The organism is Neorhizobium sp. T7_12, assembly GCF_002968535.1.
GTDB lineage: Bacteria > Pseudomonadota > Alphaproteobacteria > Rhizobiales > Rhizobiaceae > Neorhizobium > Neorhizobium tomejilense.
Window position 1 is genome coordinate 59,307 of record NZ_PVBK01000004.1, and the last position, 19,069, is coordinate 78,375.

The following is a 19,069-nucleotide window of genomic DNA, read 5'->3' on the forward strand; positions in this document are numbered from 1 at the left end:
AGTGGCTCTCCGGTTCATCCCTTCCTCCTTTCGATCGCCGCCTGGGCTGCGGCAAGGCGGGCGATCGGCACGCGGAAGGGCGAGCAGGAGACGTAGTCGAGGTCGGCATTCTCGCAGAAGCGGATCGAGGCGGGGTCGCCGCCATGTTCGCCGCAGATCCCAAGCTTGAGGTCATTGCGGGTCCGGCGGCCACGCTCGGCGGCCATCTGGATGAGTTCGCCGACACCGTCGAAATCGAGCGAGATGAACGGGTCATGCTCGATGATGCCCTTCCTCTGATAGGTGGGGATGAAGGCCGCCGCATCGTCGCGCGACATGCCGAAGGTCGTCTGGGTCAGGTCGTTGGTGCCGAAGGAGAAGAACTCAGCCGTCTCGGCGATGACATGGGCGCGGATGGCTGCGCGCGGCAGCTCGATCATCGTGCCGGCGAGATAGGCGATCGGAACGCCGGTTTCATTTGCGACATCCTCGGCGACACGGTCGATGACGCCCTTCACATAGTCCAGTTCCTTGCGCAGGCTGACGAGCGGCACCATGATTTCCAGCTCGACCGGCTCGCCTGTGAGCTTTCCGGCCTCCACCGCCGCCTCGAAAATGGCGCGCGCCTGCATTTCGGCGATCTCCGGATAGGAAATCGCCAGCCGGCAGCCGCGATGGCCGAGCATCGGGTTGAACTCGTGGATGGCGTCGATGCGGCGGGCGAGGAAGGCCGGCGGCATCGCCATCGCCTTGGCGACCTCGGCGATCTCGGCTTCCGTCTTCGGCAGGAATTCGTGCAGCGGCGGATCGAGCAGGCGGATCGTCACCGGCAGGCCGTGCATGATCGAGAACAGCTCGATGAAATCCGAGCGCTGCATCGGCAGGAGTTTTCCGAGCGCGTCGCGGCGGCCCTTCTCATCCTCAGCGAGGATCATCTCGCGCATGACGTGGATGCGGTCGCCCTCGAAGAACATGTGCTCGGTGCGGCACAGGCCTATGCCTTCGGCCCCGAAGGAACGGGCAGCGCGGGCATCCTGCGGCGTATCGGCGTTGGTGCGCACCGTCATGCGGCGGGTCTTGTCGGCCCAGGCCATCAGCTTGCCGAAATCGCCTGACAGCGCGGGCTGGATCATTGGCACCGCGCCCTTCAGCACCTGCCCGGACGAGCCGTCTATGGTGACCGTGTCGCCGCGCTTCAGCGTCACGCCGGCGCCGATCAGGAGTTCGTTGCGCAGGTCGACCCGCATCGAGCCGGCACCGACGACGCAGGGGATGCCCATGCCGCGGGCGACGACGGCGGCATGACTGGTCATGCCGCCGCGGGTGGTCAAAATACCTTCGGCGGCGTGCATGCCGTGGATGTCCTCGGGACTGGTCTCGATGCGCACCAGGATAACCTTGCGGCCTTCGTGTTCCGCCTCGACCGCCTCTTCGGCGGTGAAGACGATCTCGCCGGTGGCGGCACCCGGGGAGGCCGGCAGGCCGGACCCGACCACGTGGCGCTCGACGCGCGGATCGATCGTCGGGTGGAGAAGCTGGTCGAGCGAGGGCGGCTCGATGCGGCAGACGGCCTCTTCCTCGGTGATGACGCCCTCCTCCACCATGTCGACGGCGATCTTCATCGCCGCGCGGGTGGTGCGCTTGCCGGAGCGGGTCTGCAGCATCCATAGCTTGCCGCGCTCGACGGTGAATTCGAGGTCCTGCATTTCGCGGTAATGGGCTTCCAGCCGGTCGCAGATCGCCTTGAACTCGGCGAACGTTTCCGGCATCAGCTTTTCCATCGACGGTTTGTCGGAGCCGGAAGCGATACGCCCTTCCTCGGTGATCGATTGCGGCGTACGGATGCCGGCGACGACATCCTCCCCTTGCGCATTGACCAGAAACTCGCCGTAGAGCGCCTTTTCGCCGGTCGAGGGATTGCGGGTGAAGGCGACGCCAGTCGCCGAGGACGAACCGAGATTGCCGAACACCATGGTCTGGACGTTGACGGCCGTGCCCCACTCCTCCGGAATGCGGTGGAGCATGCGGTAGGTCATGGCGCGCGGGTTCATCCAGCTCGAAAAGACGGCGCGGATGGCGCCCCAAAGCTGCACATGCGGATCCTGTGGAAAGCTGCTGCCCAGTTCGTCCTCGATCATCCTTTTATAGAGGCTGACGACGTGCTGCCATTCGACGGCGGAAAGATCGGTATCGTAGTCGTGGCCGAGCCGGGCCTTCTCGTCCTCGAGTATCTCCTCGAAAATCTCGTGGTCGAGGCCCATCACCACATCGGCATACATCTGGATGAAGCGGCGGTAGCTGTCCCAGGCAAAGCGGGCATCGCCGGCGTCGTGCCCGAGCGACTGCACCGTTTCGTCATTGAGGCCGAGGTTGAGGACGGTATCCATCATGCCGGGCATGGATGCGCGGGCGCCGGAGCGCACGGAAAGCAGCAGAGGCTTCGTCCTGCCGCCGAAGACGCGGCCGGTCAGCCCTTCGATCGCGGTAATGCCTTCGAGGACCTGCGCCTTCAGGTCGTCCGGAAGCGTCCTGCCATTCTCGAAATAGAAAACGCAGGCATCGGCAACGATGGTCAGCCCTGGAGGAACCGGCAGGCCAAGGCTTGCCATCTCGGCGAGATTGGCGCCCTTGCCACCCAGCCGCTCGACATCCGTGGCGCGGCCCTCCGCCTCGCCACCGCCGAAGCGATAGACCCATTTCGACATTGCTGCTCTCCACCCGTCGCAGTCTTTTGCGCAATAACTACAAGTTTTATGACGGTTTGGAAACGGATCTAGGCAGGAATATGTTGCGTCGCAACAAGAGCGGCCGGATACAGGCGTCAAATCGACCTGGCAGCGCTGGAAAACAAAGCTTTGCGGGGCCGGATCACAGGCGGCCCCGCAAAGCTTTCCGCCCGGGACAGGAAACCCGGACGGGGGGTAGGAAACTTTGAGTTGGACTGCGAAGCGTATGGACGCTCAGGCGCGTTCCAATTCCACAGTCCACAAAATAACAATAGTCAGAAAATTACATCCCCCATATGGGTGATTCTACGTAGGTCGCAGGTACTTTACCCCCGGATGCAGCTTTAAAAATTGATGCTAGTCAATGAATTGACGTAAATTACGTCGCGAGAGAATGCAACTCGCAACAACGGCACCCATTCAGCTCGCCTCGCGCAGAAGTTCCGCGGTCTGGAGATCGACGGAAACGAGCTGGGAAACGCCCTGTTCGCCCATCGTCACGCCGAAAAGGCGGTTCATGCGGGCCATGGTGATGGGATTATGGGTGATGATGATGAAACGGGTCTCGGTCGATGCCGCCATCTCGTCCATCAGATTGCAATAGCGTTCCACATTGTGATCGTCGAGCGGCGCATCGACCTCGTCCAGCACGCAGATCGGCGCCGGATTGGTGAGGAAGACGGCGAAGATCAGCGCCATCGCCGTCAGCGCCTGCTCGCCGCCTGACAGAAGCGTCATGGTCTGCGGCTTCTTGCCCGGCGGGCGAGCGAGGATTTCAAGGCCGGCTTCGAGCGGATCGTCCGATTCGATCAGCTGCAATTCCGCCGTGCCGCCGCCGAAGAGATGAGTGAAGAGCCGCTGGAACTGCTCATTGACCACGTCGAAGGCGGCCAGCAGCCGCTCGCGGCCTTCGCGGTTGAGGCTCTGGATCGCACCACGCAGTTTGCGGATCGCATCGATCACGTCGGCGCGCTCGCGCATCAGGTTGTCGAGCTTGTCGGAAAGCTCCTTCTGTTCTTCGTCCGCGCGCAGGTTGACGGCACCGAGCCTTTCGCGCTCCATGCGCAGGCGGTCGACTTCGCGCTCGATCTCGCGGACATCCGGCAGGGCGGATTCGGGCTTCAGGCCCGCCAGCCGCAGGACCTCGTGGGGCGCGACATTGAGCGCCTCGCGGATGCGGTTCTCGCTCTCATGGCGCTTCTCGGCAGCCGAAACCAGACGCTCCTCGGCGCGGCCGCGCTTTTCGCGCACTTCGGCCAGTTCCGACAGCGCGACGGTGGCAATCCGGTCAGCCTCGCGCTGATGGGTTTCCGCCTCGGCCAATCGGTCGGCGGCGGCGCGGCGAGCCTCTTCCGCCTTCTGCAACTCGGTCAGCAGCGCGCGGCGCTTGTCGTCGAACTCCTCGGGCGCAGCTTCGAGGTCGACGATCTCCTCGCGGGCCTCTTCCTCGCGTTCTCGGAGGCTGGCGATATGATCGGCGGCACTCGCCGCCCGGGCCGTCCAGGAGGCGCGCTCCTGGGCGATCGCGGCAAGGCGCCGCTTGCGGGCCTCGGTCTCGCGGCTCAGGCCCTCGTAACGGGCGCGCGCTTCGGCGAGCAGGCCGCGATCGATCGCGACAACCGCCTGCTGGTCGCGCAGCCGGTTATCGAGATGGGAAATATCGGGCGCATCCTCGAGTTCGACGCGGGCGTTTTCCTCCTGGACGCCGAGATCCTCGATCTGCGCGGTCACCTGGTTCACCGCCTCGCCGGCCACATCGCGGCGGCGCATCAGGTCGCCGGCTGCACGTTCGGCAGCGGCCAGCGCATCGCGGGCTTCGGATAGCTGGCGCGCGCCGATGCGGGCGCGATCGCGGGCGTCGGTGAGGCGCCGTTCGGCGGAGGTGATTTCGGATGCGGCGGCGGCGAGCGCCACCTCGGTTTCGGACAGCACGATGCGGGCTTCGTCGATCTCGGCTTCCAGTTCCGAGAGCCGGTTCTTCTGGGATAGGCGCAAGGCAGCCGCACCCGGCGCCTCGGAGCCGGTCACATGGCCGTCCCAGCGATAGACCGCGCCTTCGCGGGTCACCAGGCGCTGGCCGGGCCGCAGCAGGCGCATCATCCGCTGGGCCTCCGCCGAAGCCACGACGCCGATCTGGGCAAGGCTGCGGGACAGTTCCGGCGGCGCAGTGACATGCGCGATCAGCGGCTGAGCGCCCTGGGGCAGGCCGGGATCACCGGAACCGTCGCCATTCACCGACCAGTAGGTCGGAGCCGAGGCATCGACGGGGCTTTCGAGGTCGTCGCCAAGCGCTGCACCGAGAGCTGCCTCGAAACCGCGATCGACTCGGATCATGTCGGCGACCGCGACGAAGTCCCCCGATGTGGCGCCGGCTGCGAGCATTTTCGAAATGGTGCGGGCCTCGGTCTCCAGCGCATTGAGCGCAGAGCGTGCAGCCTCCACCGGGCCGCGGGCCATCAATTCGGCCGAGCGGGCGGAGGAAAGTGCCGCCTCCACGTCTTCGACCGCGATCGTTGCGTCCTCGACGGCGATTTCCGCCGCCTCGACCGCTTCACGCCTTTCGGCCGGATCGTCGAGGGCGGATAGCCGCTCGTTGATCGCGTCAAGCTCGCCCGTGGCATCGCCAAGCTGCCGGTCGAGGCGCTGGCGGCGCTCGGCGAGATCGCGGATCAGCCGTTCGAGCTGGTGACGGCCGGCGGCGGCCTCGGCGCGCTCGGCGGTGATTGCCGAAAACAGCGCCTCGCTGGCGGCAAGCGACGCCGCGGCAGTCTCGAAAGTCTCGCGCATCTCCTCGGCTTCGGCGCCGGAATCGGCAAGCATGTCGTTGAGTTCGGCCTCTTCCTCGCCGAGCTTTTCGAGGAAGGCGGTATTGTCGGCGGCGAGCCGTTCTTCACGGCTGATATCCTCGCCGAGCTGGACGAGCCGGCGGGTCAGTTCGTCGCGGCGCTTCAAAAGGCGGTTTGCCTCTTCCTCCAGCTGGCCGCGGGCGATCTGCAGGCGCTGTAGCGCTGCACCGGCCTTCGCCTCCTCCTCGCGCAGTTCCGGCAGCTTGAGGCTGGCGATCGCCTGTTGCTTGGCGGCCTCCATCTGCGCCTGGGCCTTTTCGGCAACGACGCTGGTCACCTGGTTGAGCGCGCTTTCCGCCTCGCCTTCCGCCTCCCTGGCCTGCACCCAGCGGATATGCAGCAGCATCGCCTCGCGGGCCCGGATATCGGCCGACAGGGTCTTGAAGCGGCTCGCCTGGCGGGCCTGGCGTTTCAGGCTCTCGATCTGGCTTTCGAGCTGCGATAGCACGTCGTCCAGGCGTTCGAGATTGCCTTCGGCGGCGCGCAGCCGCAGTTCCGCCTCGTGGCGGCGCGAATGCAGGCCGGAAATGCCGGCTGCCTCTTCGAGCAGCTGGCGGCGCGCCTGGGGTTTTGCCTGGATCAGTTCGCCGATGCGGCCCTGCCCGACCATGGAAGGCGAGCGGGCGCCGGTCGAGGCATCGGCAAACAGAAGCTGCACGTCCTTGGCGCGCGCTTCCTTGCCGTTGATGCGGTAGACGGAGCCCGACTCCCGTTCGATGCGACGGGTCACCTGGATTTCGTCGGAATCGTTGAAGGCGGCAGGTGCCGTGCGGTCGGAATTGTCGAGATAGAGGCCGACTTCGGCAGTGTTGCGGGCCGGCCGGTTGCCGGAGCCTGAAAAGATCACGTCGTCCATGCCGGACGCGCGCATGTTCTTGTAGGAGTTTTCTCCCATCACCCAGCGCAGCGCCTCGACGAGGTTCGACTTGCCGCAGCCGTTCGGGCCGACCACGCCGGTCAGCCCGCGCTCGATGATAAATTCCGTCGGTTCGACGAAAGACTTGAATCCGAGAACGCGCAGCTTGTTGAACTTCATGCCGCGCCCCTCACCTTCCCGTCAGGGAAGGCGTGCTCACAACAGGCTGTCGATGAGCTTGGACATGGATTCAACAGACATATCTCCCGAATACTTCTTGCCGCCAATCAGGAAGGTCGGCGTGGAATTGACGCCAAACTCGTCCGCGCCCCTCTTAACGACGGCGTTCACTTCATCGAGAAGCTTCTGGTTCGTCAAGCAGGCCTCGAAAGTCTGCTGTGAGTAACCTGCGAGTTTGACCGCCTGGAGCAGCGCATTGCGCACATTTCCGTCCGCGGGCGCCGCCCAGCCGCGCTGCTGCTTGAAGAGCATCGACACCATCGGGAAATACTGGGCGGGCGTCGAAAGCTCGGCGGCGTTCTGCGGGCTGCAGCGGGCAAGCATGAAAGCGGCTGTCGCGACCGGATCGAACGGGAACTCGCGGAGGATGAAGCGCACCTTGCCGGTGTCGATATACTTGGTCTTGATCGTCTCGAAGGTCTTGTTGTGGAAATTGGCGCAGTGCGGGCAGGTCATCGACATGTATTCGATGATCGTGACCTTCGCCTTTTCGTCGCCCAGCGCCATTTCCGGCAGCGGACCCGGCTTCACTGCAGCGGCCATGTCCACGGTGCCCTGGGACTCCGGCAATTCCTGCGCGAAAGCTTCGGAAGCGCCCAGCGGCAAGGCTAGGCAAACAGCGGTGACTGCCACTCCGCCGAGAAGCGCGCGCCTGGTCATGGTCATTTCGTTCATCTGCATGGAACACCCGTGTGCGAGAGATCTTCAATAGAGGTGACATTCCGTATCGCGGCGCCCCAGCGCGAACAAGCTGTCGATAGGCAAATCTCTTCAAAGAATTGTGACAAATCGGAGATCTATCAAGAGGATCGGCGGGTTTCTCTCTCAGACCTTGCGTTTCTGCTGCAGCACGGCGGTGCCGAGCCTTGCCACGGCCTTCCTGAGCGCCTCGCTTTCGATGCCTTCCATCATGGTTTCCAGCCGCTTGGCGGCCTCGCCCTTCAAGGGCGGCGGCTTGCGGGGATGCTTGAAGGTCTGGGAGACCGGCTTCTGGACGATGCGGATCTGGCGCACCGCCGGAAAACCGAAAAAGCCGTTGATGCGGGCGATCAGCTCACCCTGGGCATGGGTGAGGAAAAGCGCCCGCGCCCCTTCGCAGGCGATCGTCAACACGCCCGCCTGATGACCGCCGCCCGAACCGGTGCCCTCGTCGCGTCGCGGCCAGGCGATCTTTTCCGGCCGCGTGCAATCGGCAAAGTCCTCGCCGGCGATCTCGTCCCACGAGCCGAGCAGCGCCGTCGAGATGCCGGCGCGGCGGGCGAGCACCGGATCGATGATGCCGTTCGCGATCTCCGATATCTGCAGCTCGCGTTTCTTGGGATAACTCATGACGCCCGCCATTGCGGCCCCGGCAGGCCTTGATGCCGGCGCACTATTCCCACAACTATACGCCATCTCTTCCCATTACGGCAAACAATGCTCCAGACGATCCACATCACCCATGCGCAGAAGCTGCTGACCTGGTACGACCGGCACCATCGGGAGCTTCCATGGCGGGTAAGCCCGGCTGCGGCAAAGGCCGGTAAACGGGCCGATCCCTACCACGTCTGGCTTTCGGAAGTGATGCTGCAACAGACCACCGTGCAGGCGGTGAAACCCTATTTCGCCAAGTTCCTGACGCTCTGGCCCAAGGTGACCGACCTTGCCGCGGCACCGGTCGAGGACGTGATGGCGGCCTGGGCGGGGCTTGGTTATTACGCCCGCGCCCGCAACCTGAAAAAATGCGCCGAAGCGGTTGCGGCCGAGCATCGCGGTGTGTTTCCCGACACCGAGGAAGGCCTGCGAGCGCTTCCCGGCATCGGCGACTATACGTCTGCCGCCGTCTCCGCCATCGCCTTCAACCGCCAGTCCGCGGTCATGGACGGCAATGTCGAGCGGGTGATTTCGCGGCTCTACGCCATCGACGCGCCGCTTCCGGGCTCCAAACCGGCGATGAAGGCGAGGGTTGCCGAACTGACACCGACTGAGCGGCCCGGCGATTTCGCGCAGGCGATGATGGATCTCGGCGCGACCATCTGTACCCCGAAACGGCCGGCCTGCGCGCTCTGTCCCTTCCGCGACGACTGTCTGGCCCTTGCAGAACACGACCCGGAACGGTTTCCGGTCAAGGCGGCGAAGAAGGAAAAGCCCGTGCGGTTCGGCGCCGTCTTCGTGGCCGTGACGCCGGAGGGCGAAGTGCTATTGCGGCGGCGGGTCGACAGCGGGCTGCTCGGCGGCATGACCGAAGTACCGACCACCGCCTGGACGTCACGCATTGACGGCGGGACCACGACCGACCATGCCCCCTTCCCCGCCGCATGGGAGGCATCGGGCTCCGTCACCCACGTCTTCACCCATTTCGAACTGAGGCTCTCGATCTTCCGGGCGAAGACCGCGAGGGTTGCTAGCGCGGACGGATGGTGGGAGCCGGTCACAAATCTCGAGGCCCAGGCCTTGCCTACGGTGATGAAGAAAGCGATCACCCAGGCTATTCCACTGGCCTTCGAAAAATCCTCGAACTAATATTCCCGGGACCTGTTCATGGCAGCCAAGATCGACCACATCGTCTTCGACATCGGCAAGGTGCTGATCCACTACGATCCGAACCTTCCCTATGCCCGCGTCATTCCGGACGAGGAGGAGCGCAGATGGTTCTTTGAGAACGTCTGCACCCATGAATGGAACCTGGAGCAGGATCGCGGCCGAAAGTGGGAAGATGCCGAGGCGCTGCTGGTCGCGCAATATCCGGAGCGCGAGGAACAGATCCGCGCCTTCCGCAAATGCTGGCACGAAATGGTGCCACATGCCTATGACGGCTCGGTCAAGATCATGGAAAGCCTGATCGACAAGGGCCACGACGTGACGATGCTGACCAATTTCGCCGCCGACACGTTCGCCGAGGCCAGAAAAATCTTCCCCTTTCTCAACAAGCCGCGGGGCGTGACCGTGTCGGGCGAGATCGGCCTGATCAAGCCGGACGTGGGGATCTACGAAAAGCACGCCCGCGACTTCGGCCTGACCCCGGAAGCCTCGATCTTCATCGACGACAGCCATGCGAATGTCGAAGGTGCGCGCGCGGCCGGCTGGCAGGCGGTGCATTTCAAGGATGCCGAGACGCTGCGGCAGGACCTGATCGCCCACGGCATCGAGGTATAATGTTTTCGGGTCGGGGGGCCGGTTCCTAGAGGATCCGGCTCGCGGCGCAGACGCGCCCGACGACCTTCAGCTCCGCCAAAGCGTCCTTCAGGACATGCTGCGAGCGATACCGTTCCAGGTTGTCCGGCAGGAGTTCGATACTGCCATCGGCAAACCGCTGCACCCGCCGGGCGATCAGTTCCGCGCCGGCATCGAACAGATAGACGCTCCCGTCCTCCAACTTGCGGTCGCTGATGTCGACGAAAATAGGCGTACCGCCGACGATCGTCGGCGACATGCTGTCGCCGCTCGCAGATACGACCCGCATGTTTTCCGGATCGACCAAGAGCTTCGCCCAGAAACCTCCGGGGATGGCCGTCCACGTGGTATCGAGGGAAGACTGCCCGGGCACGACGTCTTCATAAGCCGGGATGACTATCCGATCGGCGAGATTCCAGACCGGGCTCGGCTCGAAAAACCCGGCCGGCGGGATTTCCGGAGGTGAAAAATGGATGAGTCCATCCTCGACCGACCAGTCGTTGCCGAGATATTCGATCGGCACCTCGGCGAGTTCCGCCATCATGTTAAGCGTGCTGTGGCGCGGCTCGGTCTTGCCGTGACGGTAGTTGTCGAGCGTGTTGTCGTTGAGGCCCAGCGCATCAACGACGCGCAGGCGGCCGCCGGCCAGTTCGCAGAGGATCAGCATCTTCAGCGCCACGGCACGGCGCGCGGCATCCCTGCCCTCCCAGCTTGGAGAGAACCGCGCCAGCGCACGCTCGATCCGGTGGCGCAACTCGCCATTGACAGGCATGGACATTCTAAAAAACGCTAAATTGGAAATTCGTTCAACCCCGTACAACCTACGATATCAAGCGCAGGTGACGGCGGGAATACCTGAAATTTCGCAAAGTCGAGTTTGGCCGGGGCGGCAGAGGCTGCCAACGCCACGCCGAAAAAAGAAATGGCGCCCGGGATCAGCCTTCCCGGGCGCCAATTATCCTCGTCCGGGACTAGAGGTACAAACCGGACAAGGCATTCGGTCGATATGGCGGGGACCGGTGGATCAGTCCAGTTTCGCCATACCGTTTCGGATCACGGATCGCAGTTCATCGATGGGCTTGAGCGATTGCCCGTCGTCGAAATGCCAGAAAGTCCATCCGTTGCATGCATCAAGGCCCTGCACTTTCGCGCCGAGGCGATGAATGGAACCGGCGTCGCCATTTGCCGAGAGCGTGCCGTCGGCGCGGATGATCGCGCTGTGGCGGCGCTTCGCATCGGTCAGGACCTGGCCGGGCTTGACGAGACCGCTTTCGACCAGCGTGTTGAAGGCGACACGAGGTTCGGCCTTCTTGCCGGTCATGACCGTCAGTTCCGCCTTGCCGAGCGGCTCGACGGAGGCGATGCGGGCAGAAGCCGCATCGATATAATCCTGCTCGCGCTCGATGCCGACGAAATTGCGGCCGAGACGTTTTGCGACGGCGCCGGTCGTGCCGGTGCCGAAGAAGGGATCGAGAATGACGTCGCCCGGCTTGGTCGAGGCCATGATCACACGGGCAAGCAGCGACTCCGGCTTCTGGGTCGGATGGACCTTCTTGCCGTCGTCGCCCTTCAGGCGTTCGCCGCCGGAGCAGATCGGGAACAGCCAGTCGGAGCGCATCTGCACGTCGTCGTTGGAGGCCTTCAGCGCATCGTAGTTGAAGGTATAGCCCTTCGACTTGGCGTCGCGGCTCGCCCAGATCATCGTCTCATGGGCGTTCTGGAACCGGCGGCCCTTGAAGTTCGGCATCGGGTTCACCTTGCGCCAGACGATGTCGTTCAGCAGCCAGAAGTTCAGGTCCTGCATGATCGCGCCGACGCGGAAGATGTTGTGGTAGGAACCGATGACCCAGATCGTGCCATTCGGCTTCAAGACGCGGCGGCAGGCAAGCAGCCAGGCGCGGGTGAAGGCGTCATAGATTTCGAAGGAGGCGAACTGGTCCCATTCATCGTCGACGGCATCGACCAGCGACTGGTCGGGACGGTGCAGCGTGCCGCCGAGCTGGAGATTATAGGGTGGATCGGCGAAGATCGCGTCGACGGAATGATCCGGCAAGGCTTCCAGAGCAGCGACGCAATCGCCCTTGATGATGGAGTTTAGCCAAGTGTCCGGACGGACCTGACGCTTCAGGTCGGCCAGCGGAAGAACTGCTGCCATGTGCTACTCGCTACGCTCTACTCGATACGAATTTTACTGCCTGTTATGGTTACCTATTTTGGTTACCAAAGCCTGAAGCGGTGCACGATTTCGGGAAAAATTTTGAGGCGTGGAAAGATGGTGCCGGCTTGATCATTCCCACACATGCCGTATCTTTGGAGAACAATGATGGAGCGCAATCATGCCCACCACAAAGGCATCCGCAAAGCGAGGCGAGCAGCCGACAAGAAGAGTGCTTCTTGCTCGAGAGCTCAGCGATGCGGAAATGGCAGCGATCCGCGCCGCGCAGGTCAAGGCGGACGTGCCCTATAATCTCGACGATCTCGACGACGAGGGCAATCTTGTCTCCCGGAAACCCTCGGATCGGGCGCGTTGAAAATCCCTCTTTCGGCGCCAGTCGGTAGCATTGTCGCCTACGAATATCTCTGGCATTCCCAATCCGGAACAAGGGACGACGGTGAGAAAACGCGCCCTGCGGTTGTCGTCTTATCCGCCGTCCGCGATGGAAGCAAAGAGATCGTCTATTGCCTCGGCATCTCGCATAGCGAACCGAAGTCTCACCAACGCGCATTACCTCTGCCAACAAAGCTGCTGAGGTATCTCGGCCTCTCGGAGGAGCCGTCCTGGGCTTATACCGACCAGTTGAATGTCTTCATCTGGCCGGGCCCTGATTTACGGCCCGCTTCATGGTTGTCGAGCCGACCGCACACCGACGACAGCTGTGTGATTGGCCATTTGCCGAGCGACTGGTTCGAGTTGCTCAAGATGCATCTTGACGAAAGCCGGCAGCTCGGGAAACTCGCCGCCATCAAACGTAGCGAATAACGTCTAAACCGCATGTACCTCGCGGCTATCCTTCGGCGCCTCGTTCCGCTCGAACATGCCGTAGTCCCTGACGACATGGCCGATGCGCAGGCGGTAATCGGCGAAGACGCCGCCGCGGCCGGCTTTCTGGGCGGCGCGATGGCTTTCGAGGTTGCGCCACGCCTTGACCGCCTCCTCGTCCCGCCAGAACGACAGGGAGAGGATTTTTCCGCGCAGGGTGAGGCTTTCGAAACGCTCGATCGAGATGAAGCCGTCGATGGTTTCCAGTTCGGACCTCAGTTCGCCGGCAAGGTCGAGATATTTGTGGCGCTCGCCCATATAGGGGATGACTTCGAAGATGACGGCGATCATGGCTTTACCAAAGCTCCGTGCGGCATGGAGACGTTCTTGAGGAAGATCCGGTCTTCCTTCAGGATGAAGCGCTCGCGTTTCGAGAACGCGTAGTTTTCCTTGCCCAGCGGATCGGCCATCAGCCGGGCGCGATAGGCTTCGTAGGCGGCGAGGCTGCCGATATTGTAGACGCCGTAGGCCGTCGTCGCCGAACCCTCGTGGGGGCCGAAATAACCGATCAGATCGGCGCCGCAGCGCGGGATCGCCTGGCCCCAGTTGCGAGCATACTCCGTGAATTCAGCCTTCTTGAACGGGTCGATCTCGTAGCGGATGAAACAGGTGATCATGACTTCGTCTCCTTCTGTTGCGAGGTGTTTTGCCATATTGCCGGACGAAGATGCTTCGGTTACGGTCGAAGTATGAAAGAAGGTCCAGACATTGCCCGCATCGGGATGCTGTTCGGTGATCCCGCCCGCGCCAACATGCTGACTGCCCTGATGGGCGGCCAGGCGCTGACGGCGACCGAGCTTGCGCAAGCCGCCGGCGTGACGGTGCAGACGGCGAGTTCGCATCTCTCCAAGCTCGAGGATGGTGGCATTCTCGCCCAGCGCAAGCAGGGCCGGCATCGCTATTTCACGCTTGCAGACGCGGCGGCCGGCACGCTGCTCGAAAATATCATGGGGTTTGCGGCAAGCAGAGGCCATCTGCGCCACCGGCCGGGGCCGAAGGATCCGGCACTGCGCAAGGCGCGCGTCTGCTACGATCATCTCGCCGGCGACTACGGGGTCAGGATGCTCGACAGTTTCGTCGCCCGCGGCGCGATCGAGAGCGACGGCGAGAACCTGACGATGACCGAGGACGGCCGCGCGGAACTCGGCACGCTCGGCATCGATGTGGCATCGCTCACATCCAATCGCCGGCCGCTCTGCAAATCCTGCCTCGACTGGAGCGAGCGGCGTTCGCATCTGGCCGGAACGCTCGGCAAGGCGCTGCTTGCCCATTTCCTTGAAAACGGCTGGGCACGGCGCAGTGAAGAGAGCCGCGCGGTGCTGTTTACGCCGGACGGCGAGCGGAAATTTCTGTCGCTGTTTCCGGCGGGCTGAACTTCATCACCAGCGCGCCTTTGTAATGTTCTCCCGCGATGCGATCGCAGAGGCTGCTCCATTCGCAGCCCGTGCAGGCGTCGCGGGTCACACCGGCAGAGAAGGCGCGGCGCAGTTTCTCGTACAGCGCCTGATCGGGGGCGATCACCGCGCCGGTCTCTAGCTCCCGCCCAAGCAGGCAGGCGATATCCGCCAGCGCCGCTGCATCGCGACCGGCAACCGAAGCACCGAAACAATGTACATCTTCATCCGACAGGAGCGGAGCGCAGATATCGTCGGGACCGGAGACGATCTCGATCGTCTCGCCGGCGGAAAGCCGGCCGGCGAGACGACGATAGTTGGCGACGAAGGCCGGGCTATAGCCTTCGCCGACAAAGGTCAGCATGCAGAGAAGATGATGCGGCCGCAGCCTCACCGTCATTCTGTCGCAGCGCGATTGCGGGAGGCGACGACGGCAAGGACGGCCGCAGCCAGGCCCGATTTCAGTGCAGCACCGAGGATGAACGGGGCAACGCCGGCCCAGAACGCCTTTTCAGCGCCGATCAGTGCCGCGAGCCAGGCCCAGCCGAGCGCAAGGCATAGAAGGTTTGCGATCAGATGTGCCGAGAAGCTGGCGAGTATGCGCCGCCCGGTCCAGCCGCGTTCGGCAAGCCAGCCGGCAACGGCTCCAATCACCGGAAAGGAAAAGAGATAACCCGCGGTCGGCCCGGCGAACACGGCAATGCCGCCCGCCCCACCGGCGAGCACCGGCGCTCCAAGCGCAGCCTCCCCAAGCCACGCAAGCACCGTCAGGGCGCCAAGCCGCCAGCCGTAAAGCGCGCCGATCATGGTCACCGCGAAGGTCTGCATGGTGATCGGGACCGGAACCATCGGCACGGCGATCCGGGATGCGATCGCCAGCACCAGCGTACCTGCAACCACGAACAGGGCTTTGGCGGGCAAGGACCGCTCCACGAGCCGAAAGGGATCGAAAACAAGCGTCTGGGGGGAATTAATCAGGGACATCGAGCTCTCCTTCTCAAATTATAGATAATTTTTATTCCCATCTATTTTATGAGATGAATTTTCGACGGACGCAAGAGCTATGGCGTCGGGTACACGATGGAGGGAACCGAAACGACGGCACAAATCCACCCGAACAGGCCGATGGAAGCCAGTTTTCGCGGAAATAAATTATCTATAATTTCGAGGAGTGACTAACCGACGATGGCGAAAGTCTCGCGCGCGGCACCAGTCTTGGCCGGCTGCGGGCCACGGCCGATCCATTGCACATGTTTCTGCAGGATGGCGGCGGCTTCGTCGGCCTTGCCCTGCCTGAGAGCGGCGAGGATGGCGCGATGGTCGTGGTCGGTACGCTTTTCCCAGCCGGACTGCCAGGCGGAGAACAGGAACCTGGCGCTTGCCGCATGCAGATCGTCGATCGAGGCGAGCAGGCGCTTCATGCCGCAGGGGGCGAGGATCAGCCGGTGGAAACGGCGGTTCGCCGCCTCCCAGGCATGCACGTCGGCAGCGGCATCGCCCTCACGGGCCGCGTCCTCCGCCGCGTCGAGGATGGCCGGGGTCAGGTGGCGGGCGGCATGACGGAGCGCCAGCACTTCCAGCACGGCACGCATTTCCGCCACTTCGCGGACTTCGGCGAGATCGAAGGAGGCGACCCGCACGCCACGCCGCGGCTCGCTGATCGCCAGCCCTTGCGCTTCCAGCCGGCGGAATGCCTCGCGCACCGGTACGTGGCTGGTCTCGAATTCCTCAGCGATATGATCCTGGCGAAGACGGGCGCCGGGGGCGAGCTCGCCACGCACGATGCGGTCGGCAAGCACGCGGCTGATGCGGCTGGCGATGGTGTCTTCCGGTTCCTTGCCCATCAGCGTTCCTTAGTGCGCCGTTTTCCGCTTGTCGAGAGCCGCCCGCTACGCTTGTCCCAGCCATGCGCGGCGGTTGGTTGAGGTTTGTCCTGCCATCGTATAAAAGGCCGCCTCACCTTATATCAGGCCCATGGAAGGCATTTCCTCATGAGCAGCTTCGACCTCATCATCTTCGATTGCGACGGCGTTCTCGTCGATTCAGAAATCATCGCGGCGCAGGTGGAATCCAGGCTGCTCACCGAAGCGGGTTATCCGATCAGCGTCGAGGAAATGGGCGAGCGCTTCGCCGGCATGACCTGGAAGAACATCCTGCTGGCCGTGGAAAAGGAAGCCGATATTCCGCTGTCGGCCTCGCTGCTCGACAAATCCGAGACAATCCTTGACGCACGGCTTGCCCGCGACGTGAAGATCATCGACGGCGTGAAATTCGCGCTGGCAAGGCTGACGACGCAGCGCTGCATCTGCTCCAATTCGAGCACACACCGGCTCGACGTGATGCTCGAAAAGGTCGGCCTGAAACCTTATTTCGCGCCGCATATCTATTCGGCCAAGGATCTTGGGCCGGATCGGGTCAAGCCGAAGCCGGATATCTTCCTGCATGCCGCCGAGCAGTTCAAAGTTTCGCCGGAGAAGTGCCTGGTGATCGAGGATTCCACCCATGGCGTCCATGGCGCCAAGGCGGCCGGCATGCGCGTCGTCGGTTTTACCGGCGCATCGCACACCTATCCGAGCCATGCCGACCGATTGACGGACGCCGGTGCCGAAACCGTGATTTCGCGGATGATGGACCTGCCGGCGGTCATCGCTGCGCTCGGCGAATGGGCCGGGGCGCTCTGAGCGCCCCGATCGGTTGGTTCTCTATCAGCTCCGGCGGGCCGGCTTCTTGGCCGGGCCGGTGTCGTAGCCGAGGCGGACGCGGGTGAAGCGCGAGGCGCCGCCTTGCGCGTTCGGGATCTGCACATCCGCCTTGTTGAAGATGAACTGGGTGCCGCCGGCCGGCATGTCGACCGGGAAGGACACCTTCTGCGAATAGATGACGCTGTCGCCGTCGACCACTTCGATGAGGATCGGCAGAGTGACCGTGCCGGGGACGCCGACCGGGCCCTGGACGAGACGTCCTTGCGCGACGACGTTGATGGTCAGCGTCGTCTCATTGGCGGTGCACTGGCGCGTCGCATCGGCGAGCGAGGCCTGGTAGAGCAGTTTTTCCGGCGTGTTCTCGCCGCCGCGCGCATAGGCGCGGTGAATGGCGGTCTGTTCCAGCATGACGACCGGCGGGCAGAATGCCTGCACCACGGGAGTTGCTGCCTCAGCGGCGGGGGCGGCGGTTGCGGTCGGGGTCAGCCCCTCTGTCGGCGCCGAGGAATTGCAGCTTGCGAGAACCGCCACGAGCGACACCGCCAGAAGACCACGCGAAATCTTTGCAAACACCGTACTCAACCCTCTTCCATCCCAATATCTGGGCCATTTACCTGGCGAACCGGAGCATCACTTTCCGGTCTTTCACCGCCCATTTTCCTGGTCTATATCAGCGGCGCGAATAAAAATCGATTGGGGTTGATGGTCGTGGACTATATTTCTACCCGGGGCGAAGCCGCTCCGCTCGGATTCCGGGATGCGCTGATGGCGGGCCTTGCCCGCGACGGCGGCCTTTACGTGCCACGCCAATGGCCTTCGCTCTCCAAAAAGGAGATCCGCGCCCTGCGCGGCAGGACCTATCAGGAGGTCGCCTTCGAGATCCTCAAGCACTTTGTCGGCGACGAAATCCCCGCCGACAAGCTGAAGGGCATGATTGGCGAGGCCTATGCCACGTTCCGGCATCCGGCCGTAGTGCCGCTGGTGCAGACCGGGCCGAACGATTTCGTGCTCGAACTCTTCCACGGCACGACGCTCGCCTTCAAGGACGTGGCGATGCAGTTGCTTGCCCGGCTGATGGACTATGTGCTGGCCGAGCGCGGCGAGCGCGCCACGATCGTCGGCGCGACGTCGGGGGATACCGGCGGAGCGGCCATCGACGCGTTCGCGGGCCGCGAGCGCACCGACATCTTCATCCTTTTCCCGCATGGCAAGGTCTCGTCCGTACAGCAGCGACAGATGACGACCTCCAGTGCCGCCAACGTGCATGCGATGGCGCTGAAGGGCAATTTCGACGACTGCCAGAACATCGTCAAGGAGATGTTCAACGACGTCGCCTTCCGCGACCGGGTGAAGCTCTCGGGCGTCAACTCGATCAACTGGGCGCGCATCATGGCGCAGGTGGTCTATTATTTCACGGCCGCCGTTTCGCTCGGCGGGCCGGACCGGAAAATCTCCTTCACGGTGCCGACCGGCAATTTCGGCGATATCTTCGCGGGTTATGTGGCCAAGAAGATGGGCCTGCCGATCGACCGGCTGGTGATCGCCACCAACGACAACGACATCCTCGCCCGGACGCTGAAGACCGGCCGCTACGAGATGCGCGACGTCAAGGCGACCACCTCGCCGTCGATGGACATCCAGATCTCGTCCAATTTCGAGCGGCTGCTGTTCGAAGCCTATGGCCGCGACGCCGCTTCGGTGCGCGCCGCGATGGCCGGGCTGAAGCAGTCGGGCAGCTTCGAGATCAAGCCGGAGGCGCTGAAAGCCGTCCGCCGCGAGTTCCGTGCCGGGCGGGCGACGGAGCGACAGGTTGCCGCAACCATCCGCGAAACGCTTTCCGAGACCGGATACCTCCTCGATCCCCATACTGCGACCGGTGTTTTCGTCGCAGGCAAGAACGCAAAACCGGCAAGCCCGATGGTCACTCTGGCCACTGCGCACCCGGCCAAATTTCCGGCCTCGGTAAAATCCGCTTGCGGAATTGATCCGGCGCTTCCATCATGGCTTGCTGATCTTATGCAAAGGGAGGAGCGCTTCGATATCTTGGAGCCTGAGCTTAAGGCCGTCGAAACATTCATCGGCCAGCATGCCCGCGCTAAGTAACAGAGGTATCGGCGGCGCCGGAAAGACGTA

Annotated in this window: 19 protein-coding genes; 7 read left to right on the forward strand and 12 right to left on the reverse strand. The window is 63.3% G+C overall.

All coding sequences use genetic code 11. The annotated features are described in order from the left end of the window. Nucleotides 1–14: 14 nt before the first annotated feature. From ppdK to C5J26_RS11840, 4 genes are all read right to left on the reverse strand, one after another. Complete coding sequence (gene ppdK / locus C5J26_RS11825) at nt 15–2,684, reverse strand: pyruvate, phosphate dikinase (RefSeq protein ID WP_105401942.1); 2,670 nt, start codon at nt 2,682–2,684, stop codon at nt 15–17. Between the two features lie 441 nt (nt 2,685–3,125). Further along, nucleotides 3,126–6,587, reverse strand: a complete 3,462-nt coding sequence (locus C5J26_RS11830) for a chromosome segregation SMC family protein (RefSeq protein ID WP_105401943.1) — start codon at nt 6,585–6,587, stop codon at nt 3,126–3,128. A gap of 36 nt (nt 6,588–6,623) precedes the next feature. Then, nucleotides 6,624–7,328 carry a DsbA family protein gene (locus C5J26_RS11835; protein WP_046664499.1) on the reverse strand — a complete coding sequence of 235 codons (705 nt, stop codon included), beginning with the start codon at nt 7,326–7,328 and terminating at the stop codon, nt 6,624–6,626. A gap of 144 nt (nt 7,329–7,472) precedes the next feature. Continuing rightward, nucleotides 7,473–7,976 carry a DUF721 domain-containing protein gene (locus C5J26_RS11840; protein ID WP_046631622.1) on the reverse strand — a complete coding sequence of 168 codons (504 nt, stop codon included), beginning with the start codon at nt 7,974–7,976 and terminating at the stop codon, nt 7,473–7,475. An 87-nt stretch (nt 7,977–8,063) separates the two neighbouring features. Here C5J26_RS11840 and mutY point away from each other — a divergent pair, with 87 nt between their 5' ends. Both mutY and C5J26_RS11850 read left to right on the forward strand, forming a co-directional pair. Beyond that, a complete protein-coding gene (mutY, locus tag C5J26_RS11845; RefSeq protein ID WP_105401944.1) occupies nt 8,064–9,149 on the forward strand; it encodes an A/G-specific adenine glycosylase in 1,086 nt (361 codons plus the stop codon). An 18-nt stretch (nt 9,150–9,167) separates the two neighbouring features. Continuing rightward, complete coding sequence (locus C5J26_RS11850; RefSeq protein ID WP_105401945.1) at nt 9,168–9,782, forward strand: HAD family phosphatase; 615 nt, start codon at nt 9,168–9,170, stop codon at nt 9,780–9,782. A 25-nt stretch (nt 9,783–9,807) separates the two neighbouring features. On the opposite strand, the gene C5J26_RS11855 is transcribed toward C5J26_RS11850, so the two are convergent. Continuing rightward, nucleotides 9,808–10,572, reverse strand: a complete 765-nt coding sequence (locus C5J26_RS11855; RefSeq protein WP_172745835.1) for a S24 family peptidase — start codon at nt 10,570–10,572, stop codon at nt 9,808–9,810. A 252-nt stretch (nt 10,573–10,824) separates the two neighbouring features. Next, nucleotides 10,825–11,955 (reverse strand): site-specific DNA-methyltransferase, encoded by a 1,131-nt coding sequence (locus C5J26_RS11860; RefSeq protein ID WP_046631201.1) that lies wholly within the window; start codon nt 11,953–11,955, stop codon nt 10,825–10,827. A 181-nt stretch (nt 11,956–12,136) separates the two neighbouring features. Here C5J26_RS11860 and C5J26_RS11865 point away from each other — a divergent pair, with 181 nt between their 5' ends. Then, nucleotides 12,137–12,331, forward strand: a complete 195-nt coding sequence (locus tag C5J26_RS11865) for a hypothetical protein (protein ID WP_105401947.1) — start codon at nt 12,137–12,139, stop codon at nt 12,329–12,331. After that, on the forward strand, nt 12,328–12,780 hold the full coding sequence (locus C5J26_RS11870) for a hypothetical protein (RefSeq protein WP_105401948.1): 453 nt from the start codon (nt 12,328–12,330) through the stop codon (nt 12,778–12,780). Before C5J26_RS11865 ends, C5J26_RS11870 begins: the two co-directional genes overlap by 4 nt. A gap of 3 nt (nt 12,781–12,783) precedes the next feature. Here the strand turns inward: C5J26_RS11870 and C5J26_RS11875 are convergent, their stop codons facing one another. Together C5J26_RS11875 and C5J26_RS11880 are read right to left on the reverse strand one after the other, a co-directional pair. Further along, nucleotides 12,784–13,131, reverse strand: coding sequence for an antibiotic biosynthesis monooxygenase (locus C5J26_RS11875; protein ID WP_105401949.1), 348 nt, complete (start codon nt 13,129–13,131; stop codon nt 12,784–12,786). Beyond that, the gene (locus C5J26_RS11880) at nt 13,128–13,457 is read right to left on the reverse strand and encodes an NIPSNAP family protein (RefSeq protein ID WP_105401950.1); all 330 of its coding nucleotides are present in this window, start codon (nt 13,455–13,457) and stop codon (nt 13,128–13,130) included. Before C5J26_RS11880 ends, C5J26_RS11875 begins: the two co-directional genes overlap by 4 nt. Nucleotides 13,458–13,529: 72 nt before the next feature. Here C5J26_RS11880 and C5J26_RS11885 point away from each other — a divergent pair, with 72 nt between their 5' ends. Further along, entirely contained in the window at nt 13,530–14,213 is a 684-nt protein-coding gene (locus tag C5J26_RS11885; RefSeq protein WP_105401951.1) for a helix-turn-helix transcriptional regulator, read from the forward strand. On the opposite strand, the gene C5J26_RS11890 is transcribed toward C5J26_RS11885, so the two are convergent. From C5J26_RS11890 to C5J26_RS11900, 3 genes are all read right to left on the reverse strand, one after another. After that, entirely contained in the window at nt 14,164–14,634 is a 471-nt protein-coding gene (locus C5J26_RS11890) for a DUF1284 domain-containing protein (RefSeq protein ID WP_105401952.1), read from the reverse strand. The two genes, C5J26_RS11885 and C5J26_RS11890, sit on opposite strands and share 50 nt — an antisense overlap. Then, the gene (locus C5J26_RS11895) at nt 14,631–15,218 is read right to left on the reverse strand and encodes a biotin transporter BioY (RefSeq protein WP_105401953.1); all 588 of its coding nucleotides are present in this window, start codon (nt 15,216–15,218) and stop codon (nt 14,631–14,633) included. The genes C5J26_RS11890 and C5J26_RS11895 overlap by 4 nt, the downstream gene beginning before the upstream one ends. A 191-nt stretch (nt 15,219–15,409) precedes the next feature. Beyond that, nucleotides 15,410–16,078 carry a GntR family transcriptional regulator gene (locus tag C5J26_RS11900; RefSeq protein ID WP_105401954.1) on the reverse strand — a complete coding sequence of 223 codons (669 nt, stop codon included), beginning with the start codon at nt 16,076–16,078 and terminating at the stop codon, nt 15,410–15,412. A 147-nt stretch (nt 16,079–16,225) separates the two neighbouring features. On the opposite strand from C5J26_RS11900, the gene C5J26_RS11905 reads away from it, so the two are divergent. Next, on the forward strand, nt 16,226–16,915 hold the full coding sequence (locus C5J26_RS11905) for an HAD family hydrolase (protein ID WP_105401955.1): 690 nt from the start codon (nt 16,226–16,228) through the stop codon (nt 16,913–16,915). Between the two features lie 24 nt (nt 16,916–16,939). Here the strand turns inward: C5J26_RS11905 and C5J26_RS11910 are convergent, their stop codons facing one another. After that, entirely contained in the window at nt 16,940–17,509 is a 570-nt protein-coding gene (locus tag C5J26_RS11910) for a PilZ domain-containing protein (RefSeq protein WP_105401956.1), read from the reverse strand. Between the two features lie 126 nt (nt 17,510–17,635). On the opposite strand from C5J26_RS11910, the gene thrC reads away from it, so the two are divergent. Continuing rightward, nucleotides 17,636–19,039: a threonine synthase gene (gene thrC / locus C5J26_RS11915; protein WP_206051181.1), complete on the forward strand. Its 1,404-nt coding sequence runs from the start codon at nt 17,636–17,638 to the stop codon at nt 19,037–19,039. The last annotated feature ends 30 nt before the right edge of the window (nt 19,040–19,069 follow it).